Source organism: Streptomyces sp. NPDC005574, from assembly GCF_040605435.1.
In the GTDB taxonomy this organism is placed as follows: Bacteria; Actinomycetota; Actinomycetes; order Streptomycetales; family Streptomycetaceae; genus Streptomyces.
In genome coordinates this window covers 1-25862 of the sequence record NZ_JBEXCW010000101.1, presented here as the reverse complement: position 1 = coordinate 25862, position 25862 = coordinate 1, and the positions used below count along the sequence as shown (strand labels likewise).

General features: G+C 65.6%; 16 protein-coding genes and 9 pseudogenes. 6 read left to right on the top strand and 19 right to left on the bottom strand.

Going from position 1 to position 25862, the window contains the following annotated elements; all coding sequences use genetic code 11:
- Positions 1-449: 449 nt before the first annotated feature.
- Positions 450-870, bottom strand: a pseudogene (locus ABZT03_RS36525) (transposase); the annotation flags it as partial.
- A gap of 422 nt (positions 871-1292) precedes the next feature.
- Here ABZT03_RS36525 and ABZT03_RS36520 point away from each other — a divergent pair.
- Complete coding sequence (locus ABZT03_RS36520) at positions 1293-1922, top strand: hypothetical protein (protein ID WP_356047420.1); 630 nt, start codon at positions 1293-1295, stop codon at positions 1920-1922.
- 387 nt (positions 1923-2309) lie between these two features.
- Here ABZT03_RS36520 and ABZT03_RS36515 read toward each other — a convergent pair whose 3' ends face one another.
- The 4 genes and pseudogenes from ABZT03_RS36515 to ABZT03_RS36500 form a co-directional block, all read right to left on the bottom strand.
- Positions 2310-2675, bottom strand: coding sequence for a hypothetical protein (locus tag ABZT03_RS36515; protein WP_060880727.1), 366 nt, complete (start codon positions 2673-2675; stop codon positions 2310-2312).
- Complete coding sequence (locus tag ABZT03_RS36510; protein ID WP_356047418.1) at positions 2672-2935, bottom strand: hypothetical protein; 264 nt, start codon at positions 2933-2935, stop codon at positions 2672-2674. The genes ABZT03_RS36515 and ABZT03_RS36510 overlap by 4 nt, the downstream gene beginning before the upstream one ends.
- A gap of 104 nt (positions 2936-3039) precedes the next feature.
- Positions 3040-3691, bottom strand: a pseudogene (locus ABZT03_RS36505) (transposase); the annotation flags it as partial.
- 313 nt (positions 3692-4004) lie between these two features.
- A complete protein-coding gene (locus tag ABZT03_RS36500) occupies positions 4005-5201 on the bottom strand; it encodes an ISAs1 family transposase (protein WP_356047417.1) in 1197 nt (398 codons plus the stop codon).
- 309 nt (positions 5202-5510) lie between these two features.
- On the opposite strand from ABZT03_RS36500, the gene ABZT03_RS36495 reads away from it, so the two are divergent.
- Positions 5511-5960 (top strand): hypothetical protein, encoded by a 450-nt coding sequence (locus ABZT03_RS36495; RefSeq protein WP_356047415.1) that lies wholly within the window; start codon positions 5511-5513, stop codon positions 5958-5960.
- A gap of 167 nt (positions 5961-6127) precedes the next feature.
- Here the strand turns inward: ABZT03_RS36495 and ABZT03_RS36490 are convergent, their stop codons facing one another.
- The 4 genes and pseudogenes from ABZT03_RS36490 to ABZT03_RS36475 form a co-directional block, all read right to left on the bottom strand.
- Positions 6128-6430: a hypothetical protein gene (locus tag ABZT03_RS36490; protein ID WP_356047413.1), complete on the bottom strand. Its 303-nt coding sequence runs from the start codon at positions 6428-6430 to the stop codon at positions 6128-6130.
- Between the two features lie 135 nt (positions 6431-6565).
- Positions 6566-6955: a hypothetical protein gene (locus tag ABZT03_RS36485; RefSeq protein ID WP_356047411.1), complete on the bottom strand. Its 390-nt coding sequence runs from the start codon at positions 6953-6955 to the stop codon at positions 6566-6568.
- Complete coding sequence (locus tag ABZT03_RS36480; protein ID WP_356047409.1) at positions 6952-7203, bottom strand: hypothetical protein; 252 nt, start codon at positions 7201-7203, stop codon at positions 6952-6954. Before ABZT03_RS36480 ends, ABZT03_RS36485 begins: the two co-directional genes overlap by 4 nt.
- A 276-nt stretch (positions 7204-7479) precedes the next feature.
- Positions 7480-7578: pseudogene (locus tag ABZT03_RS36475) on the bottom strand (restriction endonuclease); the annotation flags it as partial.
- Here ABZT03_RS36475 and ABZT03_RS36470 point away from each other — a divergent pair.
- Positions 7578-8267, top strand: a pseudogene (locus ABZT03_RS36470) (site-specific integrase); the annotation flags it as partial. The pseudogenes ABZT03_RS36475 and ABZT03_RS36470 overlap by 1 nt on opposite strands.
- A 75-nt stretch (positions 8268-8342) precedes the next feature.
- On the opposite strand, the gene ABZT03_RS36465 reads toward ABZT03_RS36470, so the two are convergent.
- A complete protein-coding gene (locus ABZT03_RS36465) occupies positions 8343-8681 on the bottom strand; it encodes a hypothetical protein (protein ID WP_356047408.1) in 339 nt (112 codons plus the stop codon).
- The gene (locus tag ABZT03_RS36460; protein WP_356047406.1) at positions 8681-15181 is read right to left on the bottom strand and encodes a polymorphic toxin-type HINT domain-containing protein; all 6501 of its coding nucleotides are present in this window, start codon (positions 15179-15181) and stop codon (positions 8681-8683) included. Before ABZT03_RS36460 ends, ABZT03_RS36465 begins: the two co-directional genes overlap by 1 nt.
- Positions 15182-15194: 13 nt before the next feature.
- Between ABZT03_RS36460 and ABZT03_RS36455 the strand changes: the two genes are divergently transcribed.
- A complete protein-coding gene (locus ABZT03_RS36455) occupies positions 15195-15449 on the top strand; it encodes a hypothetical protein (protein WP_356047404.1) in 255 nt (84 codons plus the stop codon).
- A 178-nt stretch (positions 15450-15627) separates the two neighbouring features.
- On the opposite strand, the gene ABZT03_RS36450 is transcribed toward ABZT03_RS36455, so the two are convergent.
- The 3 genes and pseudogenes from ABZT03_RS36450 to ABZT03_RS36440 all read right to left on the bottom strand — a co-directional run bounded on the left by ABZT03_RS36450 (position 15628) and on the right by ABZT03_RS36440 (position 20515).
- Entirely contained in the window at positions 15628-19248 is a 3621-nt protein-coding gene (locus ABZT03_RS36450; RefSeq protein WP_356047403.1) for a LamG-like jellyroll fold domain-containing protein, read from the bottom strand.
- A gap of 567 nt (positions 19249-19815) precedes the next feature.
- Positions 19816-20295, bottom strand: a pseudogene (locus ABZT03_RS36445) (transposase); the annotation flags it as partial.
- A 7-nt stretch (positions 20296-20302) separates the two neighbouring features.
- On the bottom strand, positions 20303-20515 hold the full coding sequence (locus ABZT03_RS36440; RefSeq protein ID WP_356047422.1) for an HTH domain-containing protein: 213 nt from the start codon (positions 20513-20515) through the stop codon (positions 20303-20305).
- Here ABZT03_RS36440 and ABZT03_RS36435 point away from each other — a divergent pair.
- Positions 20424-21275: an IS30 family transposase gene (locus ABZT03_RS36435; RefSeq protein ID WP_356047399.1), complete on the top strand. Its 852-nt coding sequence runs from the start codon at positions 20424-20426 to the stop codon at positions 21273-21275. The two genes, ABZT03_RS36440 and ABZT03_RS36435, sit on opposite strands and share 92 nt — an antisense overlap.
- Before the next feature lie 29 nt (positions 21276-21304).
- Here the strand turns inward: ABZT03_RS36435 and ABZT03_RS36430 are convergent.
- Positions 21305-21841: pseudogene (locus ABZT03_RS36430) on the bottom strand (transposase); the annotation flags it as partial.
- Positions 21842-21879: 38 nt separating this feature from the next.
- Between ABZT03_RS36430 and ABZT03_RS36425 the strand changes: the two are divergent.
- Positions 21880-22050, top strand: a pseudogene (locus tag ABZT03_RS36425) (site-specific integrase); the annotation flags it as partial.
- A gap of 148 nt (positions 22051-22198) precedes the next feature.
- Here the strand turns inward: ABZT03_RS36425 and ABZT03_RS36420 are convergent.
- The 4 genes and pseudogenes from ABZT03_RS36420 to ABZT03_RS36405 all read right to left on the bottom strand — a co-directional run.
- On the bottom strand, positions 22199-22459 hold the full coding sequence (locus ABZT03_RS36420) for a hypothetical protein (RefSeq protein ID WP_334579899.1): 261 nt from the start codon (positions 22457-22459) through the stop codon (positions 22199-22201).
- Positions 22460-22796: 337 nt separating this feature from the next.
- Positions 22797-22943 (bottom strand): annotated as a pseudogene (locus ABZT03_RS36415) (IS5/IS1182 family transposase); the annotation flags it as partial.
- Positions 22944-22972: 29 nt separating this feature from the next.
- Positions 22973-24193, bottom strand: coding sequence for an ISAs1 family transposase (locus ABZT03_RS36410; protein WP_356047397.1), 1221 nt, complete (start codon positions 24191-24193; stop codon positions 22973-22975).
- 127 nt (positions 24194-24320) lie between these two features.
- A pseudogene (locus tag ABZT03_RS36405) lies at positions 24321-25436 on the bottom strand (ISAzo13 family transposase); the annotation flags it as partial.
- Between the last annotated feature and the right edge of the window lie 426 nt (positions 25437-25862).

The window sequence follows — 25862 nt, the reverse complement described above, 5'->3', positions numbered from 1 at the left end:
CTTGCGTAGATAGTACGGACAACAGGAACACATGGTTCGCCTCGTGCATGCCGGGAAAACGACGGTGAGGCCGTGTGGGTACTGGTGAACGGGCTGTCGGCACACCGGCACGCAGAGCATTCTGGGGCCGAACGCCCACTCGTGGCGGGCCAGTTGTCACCTGAGGGTGGCAGATTTCGGCGGCCGGGAACGTGCGGTGGTCGGGACCGTAGCCATCCCGGAGCTGATCATGCTCAATCAGTGCGGCCAGCAGCCCTCTTTCGTCCACGGACTTCGCAGAGCCAGGTGCCGCCACGTTCGTCGGCCCGAAGCAGGTGTGCCAATGATTGAGGTCGGCGCCAACGCGCGCGACCGCCTCCTTCGCACCACGGTAGAGATTCCAGGATGCAGGCCCCTCCGCAGCGCGCACCGCGGCACGACCGCGATCAGGGCGTGGACGTTGATGGGGTGAGCGCATCGCCCCAGACAAACGCGTATGGACCAGCGCCCAGGGTGTCTGGCCATCGTGCTGACCTGGGACTTCGACAGCTGGGTGACGCCGAGGGACTCGGGGATTTTCTCGACTCTGCAGGCGGAGACGTCGAGCAGGTAGGTGGTGGCGACGACCGAGATTAGGGCCTGTTCGGTCCGCCGGCGCCGTTCGAGGAGCCAGTACGGGAAGTAGCTGCCCTGCCTCAGCTTGGGGACGGCGAGTTCGACGGTCCCCGCGCGGGTGTCCCACTCGTGCGGGCGGTAGCCGTTGCGGTGGTTGACGCGTTCGTCGCTGACCTGGCCGTATTCGGCGTTGCAGAGGGCGTCGGCCTCCGCGGACATGAGCGCGTCGGCGAACGTCTTGACCATCGCGCGCAGCAGATCAGGACTCGCCGCGGCTCCTTCGAGGCTTCGACACTTCGAAGATCAGCCGGTGGCCGTTCATCTATGCGGGCTGCCGGAGCAAACCCCCGGATCAGGTCGAACCCGTACACCGTTTCCCTGGACGCAACCTGCCACAACTGGCCTGACCGCATCTGCTCGCGGCCCACCTACCTGTACCGCATCGACCACGCCCAACCGGTTCGTCCCGCGTCCCGTACTGTGCTGCAATTGGTGCGGGCGGGGTCGGGCGCAGGACCGGACAGTCCAGCCCGCTCTCCTGGAGGGAGCTCCACATGACCGAGACCCTGATCCTGCCGTAACGCCCCTACGCGGCGGATTCCCGCTGGCGCATCTGCTCGACATGGCGCAGGCCGTCGGTGCACCCCCCGCTGACGAACAGCGGGAAAGGCATCACCGCTGCCGGGCACTACCTGTACATGGCCTACTCGGACACCCTCGGCTCCGTGCTGGAGGTGATGGACTTGCACGGTTACCCGTCCCAGCGGATGGCTGGCCTCGGCTCGTGGGAGACGAGCGCGGTTGGCTGGCTGGACGGCGGGCTGTGGCTGCACCACACCCTGCACCTCAGCGAGGAAGACGGCGGCCTCGATGTGCTGACGCTGATCGTGCCGTGCACCTGCGGCCGCGGCTACACCGACATCACGCTCGCCAGTGAGGAGATGCTGCTAATCCTCGCGGAGCTGCAGCCGACCCACGGACGGTCCGTGCACGACGAAGGATCCGGCGACTGCCGCAGCGTCCGGCTGGCCGCGCCGCTCGGCGGCAGTCAGGTCCTGGGGGCGACCGCAGCATCGGCTGAAGGTACGACCGCCCCCAGGTGTGCCTCCATCTCCGTCACAAGACATCGGCCCATTCAGTCTGCCTGGCCGCTTGAGCACACCGGAACACTCAGCACGAACAGCAAGAGACGCACCCCTAATGCCGGCAAGCCACGTCAAACCCGCGAGCAGCCGCCCGGGCATCTCGCGACCTGTCACGACGCCTATACGCCCACGGTCCACGGACGCCGTCCCGGCCGCCCGGGCACCCACCTGCCCCTTGCGTGAACGGCCAGGCCAGCAAGAAGCCGCTGTTCGAGTCGGCCTAATCCCGCCTTCCGGCGCGCTCCGCGAATGGCGCGACAGCGAGCACTTCGACCGCTGGCAGGACCGCCCCTGCGTGCCGTGTGACCAGCCCACGCCGAGGCGCTCCCACTCCGGGGAGCCCGTGTACAAGGCGTGCGCTGAGGACTGGATCGCCGCGAACCCCGTGGCGAACCGGCCGCGGCCGGTTCGCCTCCGCGCGCTGATCACGAACTTCGTCGGCAGACCACAGACCGACCTGGCGCCCCTGGCGCGTGACCGACCTTGCCCGATGCGTCGATCGCAGGAACTTCGGTCCATGACCAAACACGTGTTGATGGACGGGCGACGCTCGCCCACGGCCATGCCCGATCAGCTCGTCCAGGTCTTGATCTGAGCGGCGACCTCACGCACCGGGAGCCCGTCCCGGGCGGCGCGGGCCAAGGGAATCACGGTGTCTAGCCCAGGGCTCACCGGGAGGCCGCATGCCGACAGGTAGGCCGCAGTCACCGTGGCCGCGAACAAGAGGTTGCGCACCTCTAGGCTGGGGTTCCTTGCCAGTTCGCACAGCAGAGCGGCGGCCTTGTGATGGGGCTCGGGATAGACCTCGTGGTCCAGGACCTCCGCCCGATGACGTGCTTCGGCTGCTACCGGCACGCCGTAGTCGACGACCTGGGGATCTCCTGGGATCTGCTGCGCCACTGCCAAGATCCAGGCGAGATCGATGCGGAGATTCACGCGGCGTCCCTCGGCGCGCGCTCGGCCAGCCCTTCCGGAAGTCCGGGGTACCGGTCTTCACCGACCTCTGCCTCGAACGCGTCCGCGTACTGGGCCAGGAACGTCGCGGCGCCGGCCATGAAGGCGCCACGTGCCTGATTCACATCGGCCTCGATCAAGTCAGCCACGTACCCCTGCAGGGTCAGACCGCGGCGCTTGGCTCGGTCCTCGGCTGCCGCCTTGACGGCGTCGTCCAGTCGGATATTCGTCTGCTTTGCCATACCCACCACCATAGCTAGCCACTGATACCGTCGGCTAGCAGTCGGGCCCGGCAGGTTCTCGCTACCCACGCGTGAGCGAAGATCGTCTATCGGACGACCTGGTAGACCACCGGACGCCAGTACTTTGCGCCTTCACCGCCGTCGCCGATCCACAGGCCCAGGATGTCCCGGTGCCCCTCGGCGGTGACCGCCACCGCCATGTAGACAGGCCGGTTGGCGACGTGCCCGTCCCTCACCTTCACGTTCACGCAGTCAATGAAGACGACCGGGTAGACGCTGTCCAGCGGACCGGTTCTGCCATTCCGTCATGCCGGCCATCACACTGTCGGTGATCGTGGAGATCGTGGACTTGGAGATCTCCGCCCCGTACACCTCGGCGAGATGCGCGGAGATCTCCCCGTGCGTCAGCCCTTTCGCCGACGGCGACAGGACCATCTCGTCCACCCCGCCCAGGCGCCGCTGGCGCTTTTTGACCAGCTGCGGCTCGAAGGACCCGGCCCGGTCCCGCGGTACCGCGATCTCGACCGGCCTCGACTCGGTGATCACCGTCTTGGACCGGTGCCCGTTGCGGTAGTTCTCCCCACCGCCCTCGGCCCGCTCGCCGGGCTCGTGCCCCAGATGCTCAGTGAGCTCGCCCTCCAGCGCGGACTCCAGCACCCGCTTGGTCAACTGCTGCAGAAGGCCGCCCTCCCCGGTGAGCTTCACGCCACCGGCCTGAGCCCGGGCAACCAACTCGGCGACCAGCCCGTCATCCACGGCGCTCGCCCACTCACGGCGGCCTTCCCGGCCTCGGTGTCACTCGTCACGTCAGTCATCAACTGTCGCTTTCAGATCGGGAGTTACACCGCACACCGTACAGACCCTTCACAACAGCACATGCCCCGAGTATGAAAACCCGGGGCACCATGATCCGACGGGTGGTCCGAACCTGTATGTTCCGAAGAAGGCAGTGCTGCCGGGTGACGCTGAGGAGCAATTCGGCAAGAGCGTCCTTGTCGACGGCACCAGGTGGACCAAGGTCGGTTCCGGCAGGAGCAGGGTCCGTTGCAAGATCAAGATCTGTCCGGATTCATCCGGTGAGACCGAGGGCGGCCAGGGGCCTGTGGCAGTCGCGGGCGGCGTGACGCAGGGCGGCGGCGATGTTGGTCTGTCCGTCCTGGCGATGGATGCCGATGGCGAGGTTGCGCAGTCCCGCCATGACCCGGGGCAGGTGGCCCGTGCGGATCTTGGAGTCGTCCTCGCGGAAGGTGCGGTCGCGGACGTGGTGCAGAAGATTTTCGATCTTCCAGTGCCCTTTGATCCATGCGGCGAGCTGGGCTCCGCTCGCCGCGCCGGGCGGCAGGCTGGTGATCAGGTAGACCCGTGCGATGGTCAGCTTGCCGGTGCTGAAGTCTCTTCTCCAGCGCACGACTTGGAGGGCCTGCTGTGCGTCGGGGTAGTCGATGTGAGCGAAGGCCGCGGTCTTCAGCCGGCGGATCTCCTGGCGGTGGTGCGCGCGGGTGCGCTCGTAGTGGTCAAGGCCGATGTCCTGCCAGGGCAGGTGACGGACCCGGTCGAACAGGCCGGGGTGGTTGGCCTTGACGACGGCAATGTAGTGGGCGCCGCACGCCTGGAGGTAGGTGCCGTGGGCGTGCTGGGCGTGCTGGGTGTGCAGGGCATCGGCGGTGATCACCGTGCCGGTCAGGTCGATGGTGTCCAGCAGAGGGGCGAACGCGGGGATTTCGTTGCTCTTGCCGGCGACCTGGCGCTGGGCGAGGACGGTGCCGGTGTGGTCCATCGCGGCCAGCAGGGTGACGGCCGGGGTGGTGGCGGTGCGCGAACCGCGCAGTACCTTCCCGTCGACCGCGATCGCCCGCAGCCCAGCGGGCGCGGGGGCGGCGCGCGCCGTCAGAAAGGCGCCGATCGCTTGGTCCAGGGCGTCGCCGTCGAGCTGGACCAGCAGGCGGCGCAGGGTGTGGGGGTGCGGCACGGACACGGCCCCGGTCAGCAGATCAACGGGAAAGCCCAGGGCCTGGCAGGCCCACGCCGGGGCGTCCGCGATCCACTCGGTGATTGCGATCAGCGAGCGGGCGCCGGCCAGCACGCTCGCCGCTGCGGCAGCCACCAGTGCGGACAGCAGATAGCGGCGTCCGCGCAGCCCGCGCGGATCGGGCATCAGCTTCAGAAACCGGGACAGCGCGACCGCGTCCGGCAACGGGGCCGGCGTGGAGAGCAGGGCCAGTTGGTCCAGGCCGGAGGGTATGGGGGAAGATGCAGGAGCAGGCACGGACTCGCCAAGTGTTCATGGGACTTCGACACTCACATGATCACCGGGGCCGTGCCTGCACTGCGTCCGCCCCGGCCCGAAGATGGACAGTCCGCCCAGTTCCTGCCCTGTCCGGCGAACCGGGCGAAAATTGATCTTGCAAGGGACCCTGCCGGCAGGAGTGCCGAGTTACTACCGCTACTTCGATGACGGCAACGGTAAGTGGTACTGGAGTGGCAGTACCAGCGGTGTGACGAAGTCGGGTACTTCGGTTCCGATTCCGATGAGTCGTGTTCCCATTCAGGTCAAGAGAGGCTAGACGTGAGGTTCTTGACCGACGACGGTCGATTCGGAATTCTTGTCGCCCCTTTGAAGGGCCGCGGAATGTTCCGGTTCCAGCTCATCATCGACAGTCAATTGATCGGTGACACTGAACCGTGCATTCTGGGCACGGCCATGTCCAGGCTGGGCGGCCTGACGCATCTGGAGGACGATCGGCTTAGTCTCTTGTTCTTGGACAGGGATGCCGTACTTTCGGCGTTGCTGACTGAGGAGGAGCTCCACGACCGCACGACCCTGTCTATCGCCGAGTCGTTGGATGACTGGTTGATCCACGGATACGTATACGAGGGGAACGTAGTTGTGGTGGCACGAGGTGACGAGGATGGATCTTTGATGGGCCCTACGCTGATTGCCGTCGTGGCATCTGCCGAGTATGACCCGATTGTCGAGGCAGCTCGCAGTTATTGGTCGAGTGCCAATAGTTCCTCCATTTCGTGATTTGTTGATCGCGATGGAAAGGATTCACTGCTAGATTGCTGGAGGCGGGTATATTCCCCTGCTGAGCAATCCGGCAGCCTGGTCCTATCGAAAATGGGATCCCCATCCGAGCTGCATGAATTTCCAAGCGAAAATCTGAGGCCCCATCAGTTGCGACTGATGGGGCCTCAGAGGTGTCTGACGGCAGTAGTTGACGGCAACGTCAGGGGACGGGGACTGCGCAGAGCGGTGGGTCGTCGTCGGTCGTCGAGTTGGCCAGCGGAGCCACGGAGGGAGTGGCCGAGGAGGTCGATGGCCGGCAGCGGAAGCGAGGCCAGCAGCCCGAAACACTTGGGGTGGGCCTGGACGAGGGATGCGCCCGCGTCGTTCACCGCATGGGCCAGATCCCGGGCAGAATCCGACACCGCCAGCGCCAGCAGCACCTCGGCCCGATAACGATTATCGAAGAGCTTCGCCGAGACCTCACGCAAGCGTTCGGCACGCTCTGAACCATGAGTCATGATTTGCGAATCAGGAAACAGATGTCAACAACCCAGAGAATTCCGTGAACTTGGGGAAGTGCCGGGAGCGCACTGGTGAAGTCCGCCCCGGCCTGGGCGGATCGCTCAGGGAGAGAGGTCGAGCACCCGGACGCCGGTCTTGTCCCAGGCTTTGGGCTGGACGGTGGCGACGCGTGCCCCGTCCAGGCGCTCGGGGCCGGGCATGGCCACGTGGTGAGTGTGGCACCAGCCCAGAGACCGCTCATGGCCCGAGGCTGCCAGGACGGCGGCGAGATCGAGTGGATGGAAAACCACCTGGTCGAGCATGCCGAGGTGGCCAGCGAGCCCGGTGCGTACCCGGTCCGCTTCAGCGAGTGCGGCCAGGGCTACGTGGATGCGCCAGACCCCGGTCTCGGCGGCCTGATACAGAAGGCGGGAGGTCAGGACGTTGCCCGAGCCCAGGGCGAGCAGGGCGCTGTCGTCGAGGACGACATCGACAGGGGCGACAGGGCTCACGCGTCGCTGCCGAGTCGGCGCGCGAGCTCATCGTCTGCTGCGCGGTCCTGTTCGGGATCCGGGGCATAGCCGGAGAGTGTGTGCAGGACTTCGAGGGTCTTCGCGACCTGCTCGTCCCGCTCGCTCTGTGTGAGGGTGTGGGTGGCGAATTCGCCGACGAGCCCCGCGATCGTGGTGTCCTTCTCGGCGGCCAGGATCGCCAGCCGGTCCCGGATGCCGCTCTCGACCTTGATCGTTGTGTGTGCCATGCCTGGTAGAATACATCGGGTATACCCGCCTGGGGAGGTGAACGAGGTAGCTGCTTGCGCCTCCTCGGTCAGGGGTCTGCGTCCGTGAAGGACATGTCCGGCAGCCTGATGCACCAGTACGCCGGACTCTGTGGCCGCACGCTGGCCTGCGGCCACGCCCGCTCCGGCAACCGCGCCGCCATTGCCCCGAAGGGTCGCAGACCCAACGGCAAGGCAGACAAACGGCGCGCTTCACCCCAAAGGTGTTGCGCGGCGTGGGGGTGGTACGGCAACGGCAGCCGGACCGCTGACCCGGCCGTTCGTGACGATCACCGCGACGTCCGCCCCGTGCACCTGCCGGGCTGTCCCGTTGAGCACCTGCAGATCAGGCGTGCCGCAACGTCAAGACCCCAGCACCCCGCCCTCGGCGCTTCAAGCCCTTCACGGCGAGCGAGGCCCGTCAGTTCCTCCACGCCGCCAGCGGCGACCGGATGCACGCTCTTTACGAGCTCGCCCTGCGCACGGGCCTCCGTAAGGGTGAACTCCTCGGGCTGCACTGAGAAGACTTCAATCTCGACGGCGGCACGGCCAGCATCCACCGCTCCCTCCAGCGCACCCCCACCGGGGGCCTGACTATCCTGCACACCAAGACCCGCGCCTCCGAACGCCGCATCGTCCTCCCCGCCGAATGCGTCCACTCCCTCAAGAACCACCGGGAACGCCAGCAGGAGGAGTGTCGAGTCGCCGGGACTGCCTGGTCAGACGGCGGGCTCGTCTTCACCACCCCGACCGGCGGCCCTCTCGACCCCGCCAACCTCACCCGCCGCTTCGGCCGACTCCTCAACCGGGCCGGGCTCCGCCGCATCCGCTTCCACGACCTCCGAGACTCGACCGCGACCCTGCTCCTGGAACAGGGCGTCGACCTCGTCGTCATCAAGGAACTCCTCGGCCACGCCCACATCGGCGTCACCGCCGGCGTCTATGCCCACGTCCGACTCCGCCTCCAACGCCAGGCCATCGACACCCTCGGCGCCGCCCTCGGCCCGGCCGATGACGACCCACCCGCCACGGCCGTCGTCCGCTGACGTTGCCGTTAGCGTTGCCGTCAAACCCCGACCGGGCTCCTCCAGAATCTCTTGGAGGAGCCCAGTCTTGCTATGTCAGGAATCGCTGCCAGAAAGGATCACCGCGGCGAGAATACTCTCATCGCCAACCTCACCGTAAAGCATCACATCCATTTTTCCAGCCTGCACATGAATCAGCTTAATCTCACTCGACTGTGCGCCATTAAAAGCGGACAGCAGGTCATCTGCAAGCCGAGTCACGTCACAGTCATTACGGGCCTTTGCCCTTCTGAGTCGATTCTCGAAGATGCGGATCAACTGCCCCCTGGAAACGGCGCTCTCATGAAGAACGATCACACCGTACTCGTCAACCTCTGCGGCAAGCTGATCCATTCCCAGTCGGCTCGCCTCAGAGGCGATAAAGCTCTCGTCCATCAGCCAGCTCCAGGTAGATGCCATGGGCCTCTGTTGATGCTGATTTCCGCACCCTCAATAGTCCCTTCCACTAGAAGCTCACTCTCACCGTAAATATCCTGCGTGCCCTTAATTAGGCGATCCTGTATATCCGCGCGACGATGGCGCATAACAATCCCTGGGCCGTTGCCTAGTTCGGCAGCATCCAAGGCCACGCCTTCATAGTCATCCGTCCAGGATGTGAATGGACTGTTGAGATAGTCGCCACCATTGTGCGATGCGGCGTCAGCATTTCCACCATGCGGCACCGCTCGCCCTTCAAGGGCATCACCATACTTGGAGTGCCCCCAATCTATTCCGCGGTAGACGTGCTCCCCGGCCTCTTCACCGCAATTGTGCACCAGAACCGGTGTTGCCCCCGCCAGCACATAGTACGTGTGGAGGCTGGTGACGGTCAGGTCGTGGGTGAGGTGCTGATGGTGCCAGATGTTGATGGCGGAGATGGTGGCTGCGGGCCCTGAGGGGGAGCGGAGCCGCATGCCGGGCTTCAGGTCGCCGGCGTCGATCCACGCGTGCATGGAGTTGACATAGAAGGGGTGGGTGACCGTGGCGACGATTTTTGATGTCTTGCCGCTGCGGCGGATGGTGAGGGTGGTGAAGTCCTTGTCGTGTTTGGTGGTGATGAGCTTTTCGACGGTGCGGCGCTCGCTCCGACCGGTCTTCGGATCGGTGGCCCAAACCGTGTCGCCCTGCTTGATGTCCTTGATCATTTTCTCGCGGCCATCGGCCATGAGGACTCTGGTGGAGGGCAGGAAGCTGTGGTTGCACGCGCTGGGGCCGCTCTTGGGTGCGGCGGCTTCGGCGCGTTGGCCGCCTCTGGCTGCGCCGGCGCTCGCGGTCTCCTCCGCTGCGGTCTCGGCCGCCTTGGCGCCGGATCGGGTGGCGGCGTTCGCTGCGGTCGCGGTCTCCGCGCCTTCGGCGACAGCTCCCGCTCCGGCTGCGGCGATGCCTGCTGATGCCGCGATGACGGCGCCGCCCTCGCCGATGACCCCTACTGATGCACCCACCACTGCTGCGGTGACGCTCCCGGCTTCGGCACCCGCTGAGAAACCTGACGCTCCCGCGGCCAATACCGCGCCACATCCTCCGGCGGTGGCGACCACGCAGGCGACCACTCCGACGACGACGGCGGTGGCTACCACGGCGGCGATGACCGGGTGCTGCTTGACGACGTGGTAGGCCTTGTGAGCGATGTTGGAGACGTGACAGGAGAACGACCATCCGCAGCTGTGGTGGGAGCCTCCACCGCCTCCACTGCCTCCACCGCCTCCTCCGCTGTAGCTCGTCGTGTCGGAGGGGGTGTAGCCATCGCAGCCGGTGCTGGGGCAGCCACCGCCCTGGCTCATGTCGCGGTTGATCAGGCCGGTGGGGTCGCTGCCGGTGATGGGGTTGTCGGACGCATAGGTGTAGCCGTCGATCTGCTGGGCGTCGGTGAGTTCCAGGAGCGGGTCGTCGGAGATGAACCGTCCGATGGTGGAGTCGTATTCGCGGGCTCCGAGATGGGTCAGGCCACTGGTGGAGTCCTGGATGCCGCCGACGAAGCCCTTGTCCCCGAGCCATGAAGTCGAAGTTGTGCTGGTGTCGCGGGGGTTGCCGAAGGGGTCGAGGCGACGGCGGGTGACGGCCTGAGTGGTGGCGTCGATGGCGGTCTCGGCGGTGCCGTGGGCGTCCGTGACCTGCCATTGCAAGCTGCCGGAGCTGGTGCGGACGGCGATGGTCTGGCCCGCCCAGGTGTAATAGCGGGTACCGGTGGCGGTGCTCGTGCCCTTGGCGAGGCGGAGCTCGGTGTCGCCGAGGTAGAGCGTGGTGCCGGAGCCGTCACGGGAGAGTAGACGGTTGCCGTTGCCGTCGTACAGGTAGGACACGGAAGTGCCGTCGGCGTTGGTGACCTTGGCGAGCTGGCCCTCGCCGTTCCAGTCGAGGGTCTGCGTTTTGTTGCCGAAGGTACGTGTGTGGGTGTTGCCGGATGCGTCGTAGGTGTAGGCGTTGTCGACCGTCGTGCTGCCGGTGACCGTGGTCGAGGAGGTGAGCGTGTGTGCCTGGTCGGCGCCGGCCGCCGGGTAGTGGAACGACGTCGTGGTGTCGTCGCCACCCGCCGTCGTGGCGTGGTTGACCTGTGTATCGCGGTTGCCGAGATCGTCGTAGTGGAAGGTCTGCCAGTAAGGTGCCGGACCACCGAGGACGGCTGTAGACGGATCGGCGGAGCAGGCGTCGGTGGCGGTCCAGGCTTCGGTGAGGCGGTCGTGTCCGTCGTATCGGTAGCACTGGACGTCGTCGCTGCCGTCGGCATGCGTGGAGACCTTGGTGGGGTTGCCGGCGTCGTCGTAGGCGTAGGTGCTGTCCTGGACGGGATTGGTGTGGGTGTCGTCGGTGACCAGTTCGCGCTTGAGGCGGCGGGTGCCGTCCTCGTAGGTGTTGCTGATCTGCAGCCACTTGGCGGTGTCGGAGGGGGAGACTCCGAGGGTGACCTGCTTGATGTCGCCGAGCGTGGTGTAGGCGGTGTTCTGTACGTACCCTGTTGCGCCGTTCAGCGTAGTGGGCATGCTCAGCTCGTTGTAGCCGTACTCCAGACTTTCGCCGGACAGCCCGCCGGCCGCCGGGTCGGAGGTGAACTGGACGGTGCCGTCGAGGTTGTAGCCGGTGGTCGAGGTGTAGCTGCCGGCGAGTGCTTCTTCGCCGGTGACCGAGGGAATGGTGACCCTGGTCAGGGTCGGCCGGTACAGGGAGTCGTAGGTGCCGACCTGGCTGATGTACGCCTTGCCTGCGCTGCCGCCGACGTAGCGGATCGTCGACGTGGGCTGCCCCTTGGCGATGGAGTCGTATGTCCACTTGGCGAGCTCGTGGGCGGCGTCCTTGACGGTGCCGTCGTACAGGTCCGTCTTACGGCCGAGGGCGTCGTAGGAGTAACTGAGAGTCTTTTCGTCGGTTGTACCGAGCGCGGTTGTGGTGGCAGCGACCTGGTCGAGTTCGTTGTAGGCGGTCTTGGTTGTGCCGGTGTCGGGGTCCTTGGCTGTGATCTTGCGGCCCATCAGGTCATAGGTGTATGACCAGGTGTTGCCGTCGTCGTCGACCACGTGGTCGAGGTGGCCCTTGGTGTCGTAGCCGTACTTGATCGACGTGTACGGGCCCGAGGGACTGCCGCCGTCGTACTGCCGGGTCTCGGTGGTACGGCCGAGGGTGTCCGTCAGGGTCGTGGTGGCGATGCCGCCCTGGGGCGGGGTGATGGTCGTGCGGTCGCCACCGTAGGAGGTGGAAGTCGTCCACCGCTTGCTGCCGACCGCGTAGAAGTCCGCGGTGGTGGGGCGGCCGGCGCCGTCGTAGGTGGTGAGGGTCTGGGAGGGGACGGCCGAGGTGATGGTGGCCAGCGTTCCAGACGGGGCAGATGCGTCGGTGTAGTCGGCGTCGGCCTCGACGGCCAGGCCGCGGCTGTCGTACTTCGTCTCGGCGATGACACGGCCGCCATCAGGTGCCGGTGTCTGCGTTTGCCGGGGCCGCAGCAGCGCGTCGTACAGGGCGTAGGTGGTGTCGTAGGTGGTGCCGTCGTTGTTGAGTTTGCCGGTGGACACCACTGAGGCGGCTGTGTTGGAGATCGAGTAGGTGTAGACGAGGCTGGCAGCCTGTCCGGAGGACTTGGAGCGGTTGGCCAACCACAGTGCGGTGAGCCGGCCGAGGCCGTCGTAGGCGCATTCGGTGCGCTTATTGTTCGGGTCGACGACGGAGGTGGCTGTGCCACGGCCTGGGTCGAAAGTGGTGATGGTGGAGTAGCCCTTGGCGTTCGTAGTGACCGTGCTGGTCACGGGGCCACCGGTGGTGGGTGTGTACGTGGTGGTGCTGACGACAGCAGCGTTGGTGTCCTTGACGGAGTCGACGCGGCCCTGGGTGTCGTAGTGGCTCGTGGAAACGGTTTGGTAGTTCGGGCTGCCGTTGTCGTAGGAGGACAGCCGTTGGGTGGAGGTCTCGTCACCGAGGACCGGGGCGATGCCATAGGACTGGCCGTCGTACAGGGTACGGACGTCGGAGATTACGTTGTCGGGTCGCTTGGTGGTGTCGCCGCAGCCGACGTCGACGGTCTCTACGCGAACCGGGAACGCCATCAGCCAGTCGGTTGTGTTGTTGGCGGGGGTGGTGCGGGTGCACTGCTCGTCGCCCTTGACGGCGTCGTCGCCCGAGTCGTCGACCATGGTGGCCGCGCCGGTTGCGTCGTCGTACTGCGTGCTGACTGTGGTCGTCCGGGTTCCACCGGAGGCCAGGTCCGTGCGGGTGTGGACGGCAGCCGGGCGGGTGAAGGTGCTGCTGCGGGTGCCGTCGGTGCCGGTCTGGTGGATCCACTGGTCGGTGATGACGCCGGAGACTTCATTGCTGCCGTTGTAGGTGGCCGACTCACGGACGTTTCCTGCCAGGGGTCCGGAGTCGGTGACGGAAGTACCAGTGGAATCGGTGACCTTGACGCTGCGTGTGGTGCCGTCGGACTGCTTGTCGCCGTCCATGCCCCGGAAGTACGTCGAGACCGTCTTGGTGCGGGTTGTCTGGTCGTTGCCGGTTGTCGTGGTGACGCTGCCGTAGCCGCGCCAGACCGACCACGTCTTTCGCTTGGCGGGGGAGGTGACGTTGTCACTGTCGTAGTGCCAGGCCGGTGAGCCGTTGTAGGTGTAGTCGGTTTCCTTGAGCGGGGCGCCGCCGGACGGGTCGGATTCGGTGACCTGGGTGACGACGTACTTGTGGAACCAGTCCAGCTGTGGATCAGGCGTGTATGGCGGCTGCCAGTACGTGGGGAAGCAGCGCAGGGTGTCCGAGTCGGGGCTGGTGGGCATTTTGGTGCCCGCGACACACTGCGCGTCGGAGTAGTTGACCGTCAAGATGGTCCCGGTCTCCGATGTCACTTTCCGTACACGCCACTTGACCAACGCCGCGACGTCGTCGTGGGTGGTGTCCACCCTGTTATAGAGCTGGATACCGGCGAAGGTGACAGGTGGCATGGCCGTGGCCGCGCCGTCCTTGCCGGTACGCGTTATGGACTTCAGCCACAGGCCGGCGGAAGTGCCGTCCCCGGGGTCGGGGAAGGACTGGTCGAGTGCCCAACTGTCGATGCTGCGGTAGGCGGGGGTGGCCAGGCTCGCGTCCCAGACACTGGTGGTGACACCGGTGAGACGCTTTCTGGAGAAGAATGTGGGTCCGGTCGCCGTGCACACCTTGCCGGAGGCGCAGACCTGATCGAACGGCACGTCGGGCCAGTGTGAGGCGGTGGTGGAGGTGAGCGATGAGCAGTCCTCACCGCTGGTCACCAGACAACGCTCGGCCGTGGAGAAGGCGACCTTCTGGGGGGCGTTACCGAAGACGGTCGTGGAGGTGATGCCGTAGTCGATCCGGCTGAGGTAGCCGCCGCGGTCGTAGACGGTGCCGTTGGCGGTGGTAGTGCCGTCCTTGGCGTAGTAGTTGGTCTCCTTCGAGTACCAGTACGACATCGCGTTGCCGTGCGGGTCGACGACGTAGTCCAAGTTCCAGCGCCAGGCCTGGGTTAGTGAACGGCCGGAGAAGGAAGTGCCCTGGTCGTAACCGGGCTCACCGGAGTCGTCACCGAAGACCGGAGCCGTCCAGGTGGAGTTGGTGACGGCGGCTCCGGTCGTCCAGCCGGGAAGACGGTTCTTGCCGAAGACGTACTTGGTGCCGTCCTGCGTGGTGACGGTCCAGTACTCGCCGTCGTTGTCGCCGTTTGTCGCGCCGGTGGAATGGACGACACGCTCGCCGTCTTCGGTCTTGGGGTGCCAGTCGCCGGTCTTGCTGTCCTTGATCAGCGGGCTGGACTTGCCGCCGAGTATCAGGGTGGCATTGTCGCTCGCCCAGCACTCGTCGTTCTTGTCCTTTTGACCATCGTCGTCGCAGGAGTCGTACGAGCGCTCGATGTAGGAGGTGGAGAGATCGAAGCCCTCGCCGACCCAGGACGGTTGGTTGTTGGTGGAGGGCAGTCGGCCGTCGACGCTTTGCGCATCGTAGGTGATCGCCAAGTTGGGCGCGGGGCCTCCGTTGGACGGTGGCATGGCGAGCGGGTACGACCAGGTGAAGTCGCCGCTAGATCCGCCTGCGCTCCAGGCGGCGGACGGGTTGAGAGAGGTCGCCTGGTAGGAGCCGGCCCCCGACTTGGCGGCGGTGGCTGTCGCGGCGAATGCCGTGACGGCGGAGGAGGACACCGGGGCGGTGGTCGTAAGGGTGTGATGCTTGACGTCGTTCGTGGTGGCGACAGGTGTCGAGGTTCGGCATGCATTGAGGGCCGGCGTGGAGAGCGCGCAGGCAGGCAGGCGTACCAGAGTGAGCCGGGAGGCATAGTCGCCGCCGTAAGCGTTGGCGAATCCCGAGTAGTCCAGGGTCAGCCGTGTTTTGCCGGCACCCTCGTGTTTGTCAGCGCGGGCGATCGACAACACGGTGCCGCTGATGCCGAGGGCGGCCGCCGTTCGACGAGCGGCCACTTTGATCGTTACCTTGGCCGGGGCCTTGCTGGTGGCCGGGGCACTTACCTTGATCGGCAGCTTGCCTACCGGCGTGACTTTGGCAAGCGCCGTGCTGGCCGCTACGGGCACGGTGACGGCAGATGACGCCGGCCAGACGATGGGCTTCTTCAGTATGGCGGTGGTGCGGGCGGCGGCCGCCCTGGCCGGGTCCTTCTTGACAGTCCTCTTGGCCTTGAAGGGTACGGCGGTGCCGTTCTTGACGTTCGGTACGTGCACCGCGCGGTGACCGTGCCGCTGGGTCGCCCAGACTGCCGGGGCAGTTCCCAGCCCAGTGGCCAACAGGGCGCCCGTGGTGACAGCGACGACCCACAGCCGTGTCCGCCGTAGCCCATCCATGACTGCACTCCTGATCGTGTGACGTGTAAAAGGTCCGTTGACGCATCCGCCGTGGGGGAGGAGTCGCATCACAGTGGAATGGGCACTTCGTTGACATACAACTGGTCGATGGCCGAGGCGGACATCACTCCGGTCCACACCCGCACGTCATCCACGAGGCTGTGGGCATAGTCGCTGTACGCGCCGGTACTGGCCCGCCCCCGGCCGATGTTGAATGTTCCGGTGGATTGCCAAGGGCTGGTGAAGACGATGCCGTCACCGGTGTCGTCGTCGGTGTCGGTGTCCCCTTGTGCTCCCTGGCGGACGCCGTTGGCATAGAGGAACAACTGGTGGTGGGCCCCGTCGTAGACCCCGGTCAGGAAGGTCCAGGTGCCGGGATCGACCAGTTGGGCGGATGCGATACTGGCCGGGGCTGTGACGACCGAGCCGCTCGTGGAGTCTGCGGTGGTGCGGCCGAACACCCACATTCCCTGGTTCGAACCGGCCGCCTGGTCGTACCACAGGCCCCATGAGTCGCGGACATTGCCGGACTGGGTGGCGATCCTCATGTGGTGGGCCACGGAGGTGTCGGACAGTGCTGCGGCATCGAGTTTGGCCCAAGCCGCCACGCTGAAGTCGCCCTGAGAGTCCACGATCGGGCCAGTCGCACTGGCGTTGGCCTTGGAGGTGCCGTCCAGGGACAGAACGCTGCCCTTGCCGCCGTCGGTGTCCGCTGACCAGGTTCCGCCGGAGGCCAAGGTGGCCGTGTGGCCGTATCCGGAGACGTCCGCAGCACTGGAACCTGTGGTCTCGTCCATACCCCAGTCGGCGGCCAGCGCCGGCCGTGCCTGCCCTGTCGCGGAGTCTGTCATCGCCTGAAGGTCGGCGACTTCTTCCTCGGACAGTATGCGGTTCCAGGCCACGACCTCGTCGACCTGGCCGGGGAAGTAGTCGGTGAAGGAACTGCCTATCTGACCTCGGCCGATTTGCACGCCCCCGGTGGCTCGCCAGGCAGTGGTGAAGGGGACGGGGTCACCCTGCGGTACTCCGTTGACGAACAGTTGGATCGTCTGTTCCTGTGCGTCGTAGACACCCATCAAGTGGGTCCACACAGCGGCTTCAGGAGTCATGCTCGAGATCGAGCGGATGATCGTAGGCGAGGCCACGTCGGAGGTGTACCTGTTGAAGATCCATGCCTGATAAGCCGTCGAATAGTACAGAGCGAACGCAGATCCATTGGTTCCGGACTCAGCGACGGCGACCGCGTTGTGGGATGTGTCCGTCAGCCGCGCCCAGGCCGAGAAAGTGAAGCTCTTGGTCGTGTCCAGCGCCGAGGAGGTCGTGGTCGCGTATGCCGACGTGCCGTTGCCCTCCAGTGCTTTGCCGAGCCTGGCATGCTCGGTCCAGGCTGCACCGGCGTTCAGGGTCGCGTCCTTGCCACCCACTGGGTCGGCGGCTGTGAATCCGGTGCCTTCGTCCATCGTCCACTGGTCGACCGGGCCTGCACCCGGGGCAACCTTGAAGGAGTATGTGTAGCTGGTGGATGGGTTGCCTGCCGAGTCCCAGGTCTGGACGGTCAGCGTGTTCAGCCCACGTACGTTAGGAGCCAGGGTTCTCGTGTAGCTGCTGGTAGGGGTTGTGAACGTCTTGGTCCGTACCGGGTTGTCGTTGAGTTGGTAGCTGTACTTGACGACGTCCGGGGCTCCGTTGGCCTTGAGGGTGAAGGAGCCGAGAGCGCCCACACCACCGTCGGCCGTACAGTCGTCTGGCGCCTCCGGACTCGCACACTCCTGGTAGTCCGTTGAGTCGACATCAGGCGCTACGGGACCCGATGTATCGATCGTGAACCAGCATGCCGAGGACCATCCCGAGTACATGGATCCAGTCGACCCATTGAACGAGTACTTGTACTGGGTGCGGGCCCGGAACCAATAGGTCTGCCCGTTGCTCAGCTTCGGTGTTGTCCACGTACCGGCCGTCCCGGACGTCGTGTACGCCGAGGGGCTGCCCGAACCAGCCAGTGGATCAGTGACGTTCGGGTCGTACTTGTACACCTCGAAGTTCGGCCGCAATGTCGACTGTGATCCATCGGCCGACTTCGGCGCGGCCGTCAGCGTGGGGGTGGTGTCCCGGATCATGACTGCACTGGTCCGGGACGACGCGCATGCCAGACTTGGGTCCGACATTTTGACGCCGGTCGGAGTACTTGGCTTGGAGACGAAAGTCACCGAGAGCGTGGGCTTGTTGTCGGACGGCGAGGCGAACTGCTTCCAGGCGACGGGATCGTCCTCGTCACTCGCCCGGAGGCCGAGTGTCGTGGAGGATGCGGACTTCGCTGCTGTGTAGCTGACCGCGCTCGTGGCATCGAAGGAGACGTTGCCGCCCGGGCACGACGACGAATAGCCCTTGGCAGTCGTCACGGTGTCCACATGCGCGGACCAAGACGGCTGTGCCGACCACGTTGTCGACGACGAGATCAGGCCGGTGCGCCACAACTGCACCGGCTTGTCCGTGCAATTCGCCGACCACACCTCCAGCGCCGCGAAGGTCGCCGAGAGGATCTTCTTGCCGCCCAACGCATGCGTGTCGAACTGGTACAGCGAGCGTGCCTTCTTGTTGTCAACCCATGCGTCGTAGCCGACGCCCAGGGCATGCGAGGTCTTCCAGAACGACGTCGAGGGCGAGCTTGTCCACACCGTCGTCCAGCCCGACAAAGATGCGCTGGTCGTCTGGGGATCCAGCACCACGGGGTAGGTCGTACCCGGGTCATCGAAGAAGGACTGGTTAGGCGTCAGGGACAATGCGTTGTCGGAGACCGATACATCCATTGAGACGACGCGGGCACCGGGGGCCGGACCATCAAGCGCGTCCGCGTCCGTGGCAGCAGTCGCGAGCGCAGAAGTGTTCCCGGCGTAGTAAGCGTGCGAAATGGTTGCCGGTGACGTCCCCACGGAAGCCGCTGTGCTCATTCCCGCAGCCGGAGCCGTCTCGATCGAGGAGTCATACATCAGCGCGGTGCCCGTGGTGAAGACGGGACGCCCTTGGCCGTCGACGAAGGCCGCTCCGCCGGCGTGCGTGTCGTGCGCGGAGACGCCATCGACCGAGACAGGGAAGCGGATGTTCGCGAGTTCGCTGTTGTGCGCTGCGTCGCGCGACTTGACGATCAGGTTCTCGCTAAAGCCGTCCGGGGTGGCCTGGACCACGAGATCTATCCCGGACATGACATTCGGATAGGTGGCAGTGGAACCCGACAGCGTCGGTCGGGGGAGCGGCCACGGAGAGTCGACGCTGTAAGTCCTGCCGTCGCGGCCGATGCTTGCGAGGGGGTCCTGCGAGCCGCCACCGGAGAAGGTGATGTCGGCTGCGGCGGCCCTCGGTGCGATGCTTCCGGACGGCGACGTCTGTAGGTCGGTGTCGACCGGGACCCAACCGGACGCCGCCTTAATTCGCACTGGTTCCGGATCGAACTCGGCAGTGAACGTGCCATCCGGATGCGCGGTGACGAGTTGTGTGGGCGTCGTCTCCGTGGACACTTCAACAGGCGAGCCGGAGGCTGCGGCCTTCTGTGACGCGACCGCTTCGGGGGACAGGCCGCTCCTGGTGTCGGTCGTCACCGGCGAGGAGTCAATCACGGTCAAGGTCGCCGCATGGGCGCCTGTTACGCCTGCCAACTGCACGATAAGCGCCGATGCCACCACGGCATGACGCATGCCACCCCACCCCATGCCCCCACCCTCTGTTCACATGCTCATCACAGACGGTTGATCAAAACTCAACGAATCAGCAGCTGTCAATGAAGAGTCACGATCATCAAGGGGTCAAATCGACCTATAGAACACGTGAGTTCGGTAAAGGCATGTTTAGACTTCCCGCATGAGTGAGTCACTAATAGGTAACTACATAGCAAAGGATGGTCATCCTGAAGTAGCAGGCTGACGCACCCTCATCCTGTAATCGCTGCTCCCGGACGACCTGGCAATGCCTTCTGACACGTTGCGCGGATGACTCGACTGGCCGCGCATTCACAGACCGTGATGATCAGCCGCGTGCGCGCCGTCTGGAACTCGTCCGCCGTCGGACCCTGGGGCGGACGCCACCACCGCGGCAGCCAGCGCGCCTGAACACCCCCGTCGCGCCCCTCGCCGGTGACCGCTCAACATGGCGCCACTGGCACACACTTCGGCGGTGCGCCGGCCCGCATTAGGGCCCGGCGCACCGCCGAACGCCTTCCTTCTGACTTCGCGAAGCGGTCGTGTCCCTCGGCGTGGTGTTGGGGATCAACTGGTGGGCTTGTTTGGGGTGTTGGGTAGCGCCGGGGCGCTTTCGGGGAGTTCGCGATAGATCTCGTTCATGCTGCCTTCGGGGAGGTAGCGGCGGGGGAAGGCGATCCATTCGTCGTCCATCTCGAAGAGCACGGCGGTGACCAGCCGGATGAGCGCGTCGTCGTTGGGGAAGACCTGGACGACGTCGATCCTGCGCTTGATCTCGCGGTTCACCCGTTCCAGCGGGTTCGTGGACTGGATCTTCTTCCAGTGTCGGGGCGGGAAGTCCGCGAACGCGGTTAGGTCTTCCTTCGCCTCCAGCAGCATCGCTTTGACCTTGGGGAACTGGGCGCCGAGCATGTCGGCGACTGTGTCCAGCTGAGTGCGCACGAGGCCGGCGGTGGGCTGGGTGAAGATCGTGCGGATCGTCGCGGCGACCACTTCACCGGAGTCCCGGTCGATCACGCTGAAGGCATTGCGCAGGGAATGAAGCCGTAAGGATTCAACATGGTGTTTCGCTGTCTCCCGTGACGGATGCGAGTACGTCGGTGGCTGTGGTGAAGCGTCGTTGGGCGAGCGTCGGGACGCACGGGTCTTGTTCGAGGAGGGGACGGACGTCCTCGATGGCGTTGCGGATGGTGCCGCGGCTGACACCGAACAAGTCGGCCAGGGTCTGCTGGTTGCATAGATCTCGCTGGGAAAGGGCCGTCGCCAGGATCCGGTCCGCAGCGGTGGTCCGCGTGAAGCTGACCGAGAAGTGGTCACCCCAGCAGATCTCGCGTCACCTGGCCCGCGAACACGCCCACGACGCAGCGATGCAGGCGTGTCCGGAGACGATCTACCGTGCCCTGTTCGCCGGCCTCCTCGGCCGACGCAACGCAAAGCTCCGCACAGGCCGCACCCGCCGCAAGAAACAGCGCCGTGGTGTCCCCACCCTGAACAAGATCAAGAACATGACACTGATCCACCAGCGCCCTTCAGAGGTCAACGACAGGAAAACGTTAGGACATTGGGAGGGCGACCTCATCATCGGGCGTGGTCAGGGCTCAGCGATCGGCACCCTGGTCGAGCGCACCACCCGCTACGTCCACCTGATCCACCTGCCCCACGGCTGGAAAGCCCCGCACGTCCGCAACGCGCTGATCACCCAGACCGCCCACATGCCGCCCCAGCTGCGCAAGACCCTCACCTGGGACCAGGGCCGCGAGCTGACTCTGCACGAAGACATCGAGGCCCTCACGGGCTTCCGGATCTACTTCTGCGACCCGCACTCACCCTGGCAGCGCGGCACGAACGAGAACATGAACGGACTCCTGCGGCAGTACTTCCCGAAGGGCACCAACCTCTCCCTCCACACCGCTTCCGACCTACGCGACGTCGCCCGCCAGCTCAACCACCGGCCCCGCATCGTCCTCGGCGACAGAACACCCGCCGAGGCCATGCAAGAATTCCTCACAAGCCCATTGACCAGGTGATTCGCAACCACTGATCGAAACCGCCCGCGGTCGAGCGGCCTGTTCTGCCATTCCGTCATGCCGGCCATCACACTGTCGGTGATCGTGGAGATCGTGGACTTGGAGATCTCCGCCCCGTACACCTCGGCGAGATGCGCGGAGATCTCCCCATGCGTCAGCCCTTTCGCCGACAGCGACAGGACCATCTCGTCCACCCCGCCCAGACGACGCTGACGCTTCTTGACCAGCTGCGGCTCGAACGACCCCGCCCGGTCCCGCGGCACCGCGATCTCGACCGACCTCGACTCGGTGATCACCGTCTTGGACCGGTGCCCGTTGCGGTAGTTCTCCCGACCGCCCTCGGCCCGCTCGCCGGGCTCGTGCCCCAGATGATCAGTGAGCTCGCCCTCCAGCGCGGACTCCAGCACCCGCTTGGTCAACTGCTGCAGAAGGCCGCCCTCCCCGGTGAGCTTCACGCCACCGGCCTGAGCCCGGGCAACCAACTCGGCGACCAGCCCGTCATCCACGGCGCTCGCCCCACTCACAGCGGCCTTCCCGGCCTCGGTGTCACTCGTCACGTCAGTCATCAACTGTCGCTTCCAGATCGGGAGTTACACCGCACACCGTACAGACCCCTGCCACCCTGCTCTTGGAACAGGGTGTCGAACTCGTCGTGATCAAAGAACTCCTCGGCCATGCCCACATCGGCGTCACCGCCACGGTCTACGCTCACGTCCGACTCCGCCTCCAGCGCGATGCCATCGACCTCCTCGACCGCGCCCTCGACCACCCCTGAAATACGTATGGCAACGGCGGCGGACACCAGGTGTCCGCCGCCGTTGCCGTCAACTACTGCCGTCAAGCTCCCCTGGAGCCCCACGTGCAAGGCCGCAGGTTTGCTGTCACAACCCTAAGAAGCCGATGCAGCCTACACACGGGAGACCTTACGCCTCATCCGCCTGCTCTTCGGCAATGCGGCGAGCCGCGTCATCCGCAACTTCACTCCACACGATCAACCCCTCGGATTCGAATTCTTCCAGGAGGGCCTGCCGAATTTCATCCACCGGGCGCCCCTTGTGGGTCCCGCGGACCTTCCCGAAGGCGCGTTCAAATTTACGCAAATGCTCTTGAACGCGAGGAATATCTTTGTCGTACTCTGCGGGATCGACCATGCGAACGTCACCACCTATCACTTTCAGAGCCACACGGCCCTCATAGGTTCCTGCGATAGATCTGCTGTAGGTGCGACAGGGCTCCTGGGCCGAAGATGTGCTCGACCCTCCCGCTCACCTCGTCAGTGACCCGTGTAGTTATATGACCTTCTGCCGTCAGTCGATCGTACGTGCACTTACACATACGGAAGATGAGAATGGCTGGACGATCTCCGGAAGCGGTGCGACTCCCACCGAATGTCGCAGCAGCGCTTAGGGTGTCCGAATCCCCGGGACTCACCCGATACGTAAACAGGTTCCCTGGCTGCCCAACAGATCCGCCACTCGAATTCGCGCGAGCCGCATCACCACTGAGCCTTTTCCATCTTGATCAGGTGGCGAGTTCGAGGATGACGACGGCACGGACGACTGCGGTGATCCTGGTGGTGCTGCAGCGGAGCTTCCGCAGGAGCCGCCAGCATTTGAGGGTGGCCATGGCACGTTCACCAAGGCTGCGGATCTTGGCGTGATCGCGGTTGTGACGCCGCCCCCGCAAGCAGGGCGGCTTCAAGTTCCCGGTAGGAGTGGGCTGTCGGTGATGCGCCAGATCCAGACGGCGTGTTCGGGTGCGTCCCGGATCGCTCGGGTGGTCTTGGCGATGTTGTCCGCTCCCAGCAGCCGCAGCCTGCCGATGGGCTGGTTCCGCAGAGCGGCCATCGTCCGGGGAGCGTTGCCGGTGTGGATGGTGGAGGCGTCCTCGGCGAACACCACATCTCTGACGTGGTGGCTGGAATTTTCGATTCCCCAGTGCCCGCGCACGTATCCGCCCAACTCGGCGGGGTTGGCCTGGTGGGAATCGAGGCTGGTGACGGCGTAGACCGTCTCCCGGGTCTGCCGCTTGCCGCTCTCCTGGCGGCGCCGGTGGATGCGCAGGGCCAGCCGCGCTTCCGGAAAGGCGATCCCGCCCAGGTTCGCCGCGATGGCCATGGTCTTGACCGAGCGGGACTCCCGCCGGCCGTGTCCGGTCCCGGAAACGGTGTGCGCCACGGGCACCTGCTCCCACGGCAGGGCCTTGACCTGGGCCGACGCGTTCGGCTGGTTTCCCTTGATCACGGCGATGTAGTGGGCCTTCTTCTCCTGCACCAGCCAGCGCACCTGGTCCTTGACGCTGTGCAGGGCGTCGAAGGTGACCACGGTGCCGGCCAGGTCAAGGGGTTCCAGTAGCGGACGGAAGGCGGCCGTCTCGTTGGTTTTGGCTCCCACTTCCCGCTGGGCCAGGGTGACGGTGGGGGCGTGGGTGACGGCGGACAGCAGGTGCCGGTGGCGCTGCTGTCGGTGCGCGGAGCCGGCCAGAGCCTTGCCGTCCACCGCGATCGCCGGCCGCGGCGCCGAGCCGGAGCCGACAGTGTGGTGGTCGCGTTCGGCCAGGTAGGTGCCGACCACGGTGTCCAGGGCATCGCCGTCGAGGGCGGCCAGAAGCCGGGTGAGGGTGGCATGGGACGGGGCGCGTCGACGCCCGGGCAGGTGTCGGCGGATGCCGAGTTGTTCCAGCACCGTGGTGGTGGCGCGTTGTCCCCACTCGGTGATCTCGGTGATGGTCCGGGCGCCGGAGACGACTGCGCAGGCGCAGATCAGCAGCAACCCGGCCAGGGGATACCACCGCCCGCGACGCGAACGCGGGTCGGGTACGCGCTGGAGGTGGGCGCGCAAACGGCCGGTGTCGTGCTGGTGGAAGGGGCCCAGTTTCACCAGGACGGCAGGGATCGGGGAGGATGGAGCGGCAGGCACGGGACCTCGATGTGATCAGCTGGCGTAGACACCCTGATGATCACCGGTCTCGTGCCTGTGCTGTTGCCACGTCAACTCCCTCTGGGCGCAGACGATCTACGCGATTCCGGAACTTGCAACCGCCCTGGGGGTAGGCGCCGGCGTCGAGTTCGGCGCGGACCGTCAATCCGGTGCGGGTGGTGGTCGCCGCAATGGACTGCAGGATGACTTCATGGCTGGTCAGGGGCCTGCCGCGCCAGTTCATGGAGATGTGGGAAAACAGCCGGTGCTCAATCCGATTCCACTTTGACGTGCCCGGAGGTAGGTGACAGACGGTGATTTCAAGGCCAGTCTCGGCGGCCAGGGCGGCAAGTTCGGTCTTCCACGCCCGGGTGCGGTAGCCGTTGGAGCCTCCGGCGTCGGCGGTGATCAGCAGACGCCGGGCGCGAGGGTAGTCGCCCTGTCCGGCCCCGCGCCACCAGCGGCGGATCGAGGCGACCGCGAAAGCGGCGGTGTCGTGGTCGGTGCCGACACTGACCCAGCCGGAGTTCCCGGCGATGTCGTAAATTCCGTACGGGATCGCCTTGCCGGGCCCCTCCCGGTCAAGAAAGTCATGCGTCTTGACCTTCACTGGATCGCCCGTGGGCTGCCACTCACGCCCCGCGTTCTTGTACTCGCCGACCAGTTCCTTCTTCTTGCTGTCCACGCTGACCACCGGGTCCCCGGCGCCGATGTGGTCCTTGGCCTGTTCGTTGATGTAGTGGAACTGGGCGTCCCGGTCCGGGTGCTGCTTGCCCTCTATCGTCTTGGAGTTGGCCTGCAGACTGAAGCCTTCCTCCCGCAGCAAGTCACCGACCGTGTCGGCGCTGACCTTGTGTCCCTGGCGGGTCAGCTCGGCGGCCAGGTTCCGGGTCGACTTGGTCGTCCAGCGCAGCGGCGATATCGGGTCCCCGCGCATGTCCGGCTCGACCAGGGCCAGCAGCGCGGGCCGCAGCCCCGCATCCAGGTCAGCGGCCTTCTTCCGGCCGCCGCCGGGCCGGCGGACCCTCCCCAGAGGCTCTCTTCCCGCCTCCAGCTCATCCACCCCCTTCCGGACCGTCGTCTCGCTGGCCTCGGCTGCCCGAGCAACGGCCCGGATCCCACCGTGGCCCAGGAGACGGGCCTCGGCTCCCATCAGCAGACGCTGCTGCCGCTCGTCCAGGTGTGGGAACAACACCCCAAACTTCAAGGCGAGTTGATCCCGAATCTCATGCGGTATGCCCATACCACGTCAACGAGCCAAATCACCGGAAGCAACATGTTGATTCTCTGCGAGCCCTAAGTGGCATTGAGTTGAATCCGCCCAGTGACCAGCGCATCCAGGAGTCCAGCAGCCGCCCCCGCACGCCGTCGACCAGCACGGACACCGGAACTACAACTGCCGTGGCTGAGAGTGAACCATCGGCGACACGGGACCGTTGTAGCGACCGGAGGGCGACGGGCCCTTCACCTACCTTGGGGGCGGGGGAGTTGAAAGTGCATCTACATGGCGTTGATGAGCCTGGACCCGACCGGGAAGGGCCGCAGGCGGTGACCATGCGCTGGAAGCGCCTCTCACGCATTCCACGCCTTCGAAGGCCGTCTGACCCCGAGTAACAACTGGCCATCAACAATCAGGATCCGCCGTTGAATTAACAGGCCCTCCCCTTGA

Bases quoted from the DNA above. Each gene is read 5' to 3' on its own strand.
- ABZT03_RS36520 (WP_356047420.1), top strand. From the start codon at position 1,293: ATGGCCTACTCGGACACCCTCGGCTCCGTGCTGGAGGTGATGGACTTG.
- ABZT03_RS36465 (WP_356047408.1), bottom strand. From the start codon at position 8,681: ATGGACGAGAGCTTTATCGCCTCTGAGGCGAGCCGACTGGGAATGGAT.
- ABZT03_RS36510 (WP_356047418.1), bottom strand. From the start codon at position 2,935: ATGGCAAAGCAGACGAATATCCGACTGGACGACGCCGTCAAGGCGGCA.
- ABZT03_RS36435 (WP_356047399.1), top strand. From the start codon at position 20,424: ATGGCGTTGCGGATGGTGCCGCGGCTGACACCGAACAAGTCGGCCAGG.
- ABZT03_RS36480 (WP_356047409.1), bottom strand. From the start codon at position 7,203: ATGGCACACACAACGATCAAGGTCGAGAGCGGCATCCGGGACCGGCTG.
- ABZT03_RS36450 (WP_356047403.1), bottom strand. From the start codon at position 19,248: ATGCGTCATGCCGTGGTGGCATCGGCGCTTATCGTGCAGTTGGCAGGC.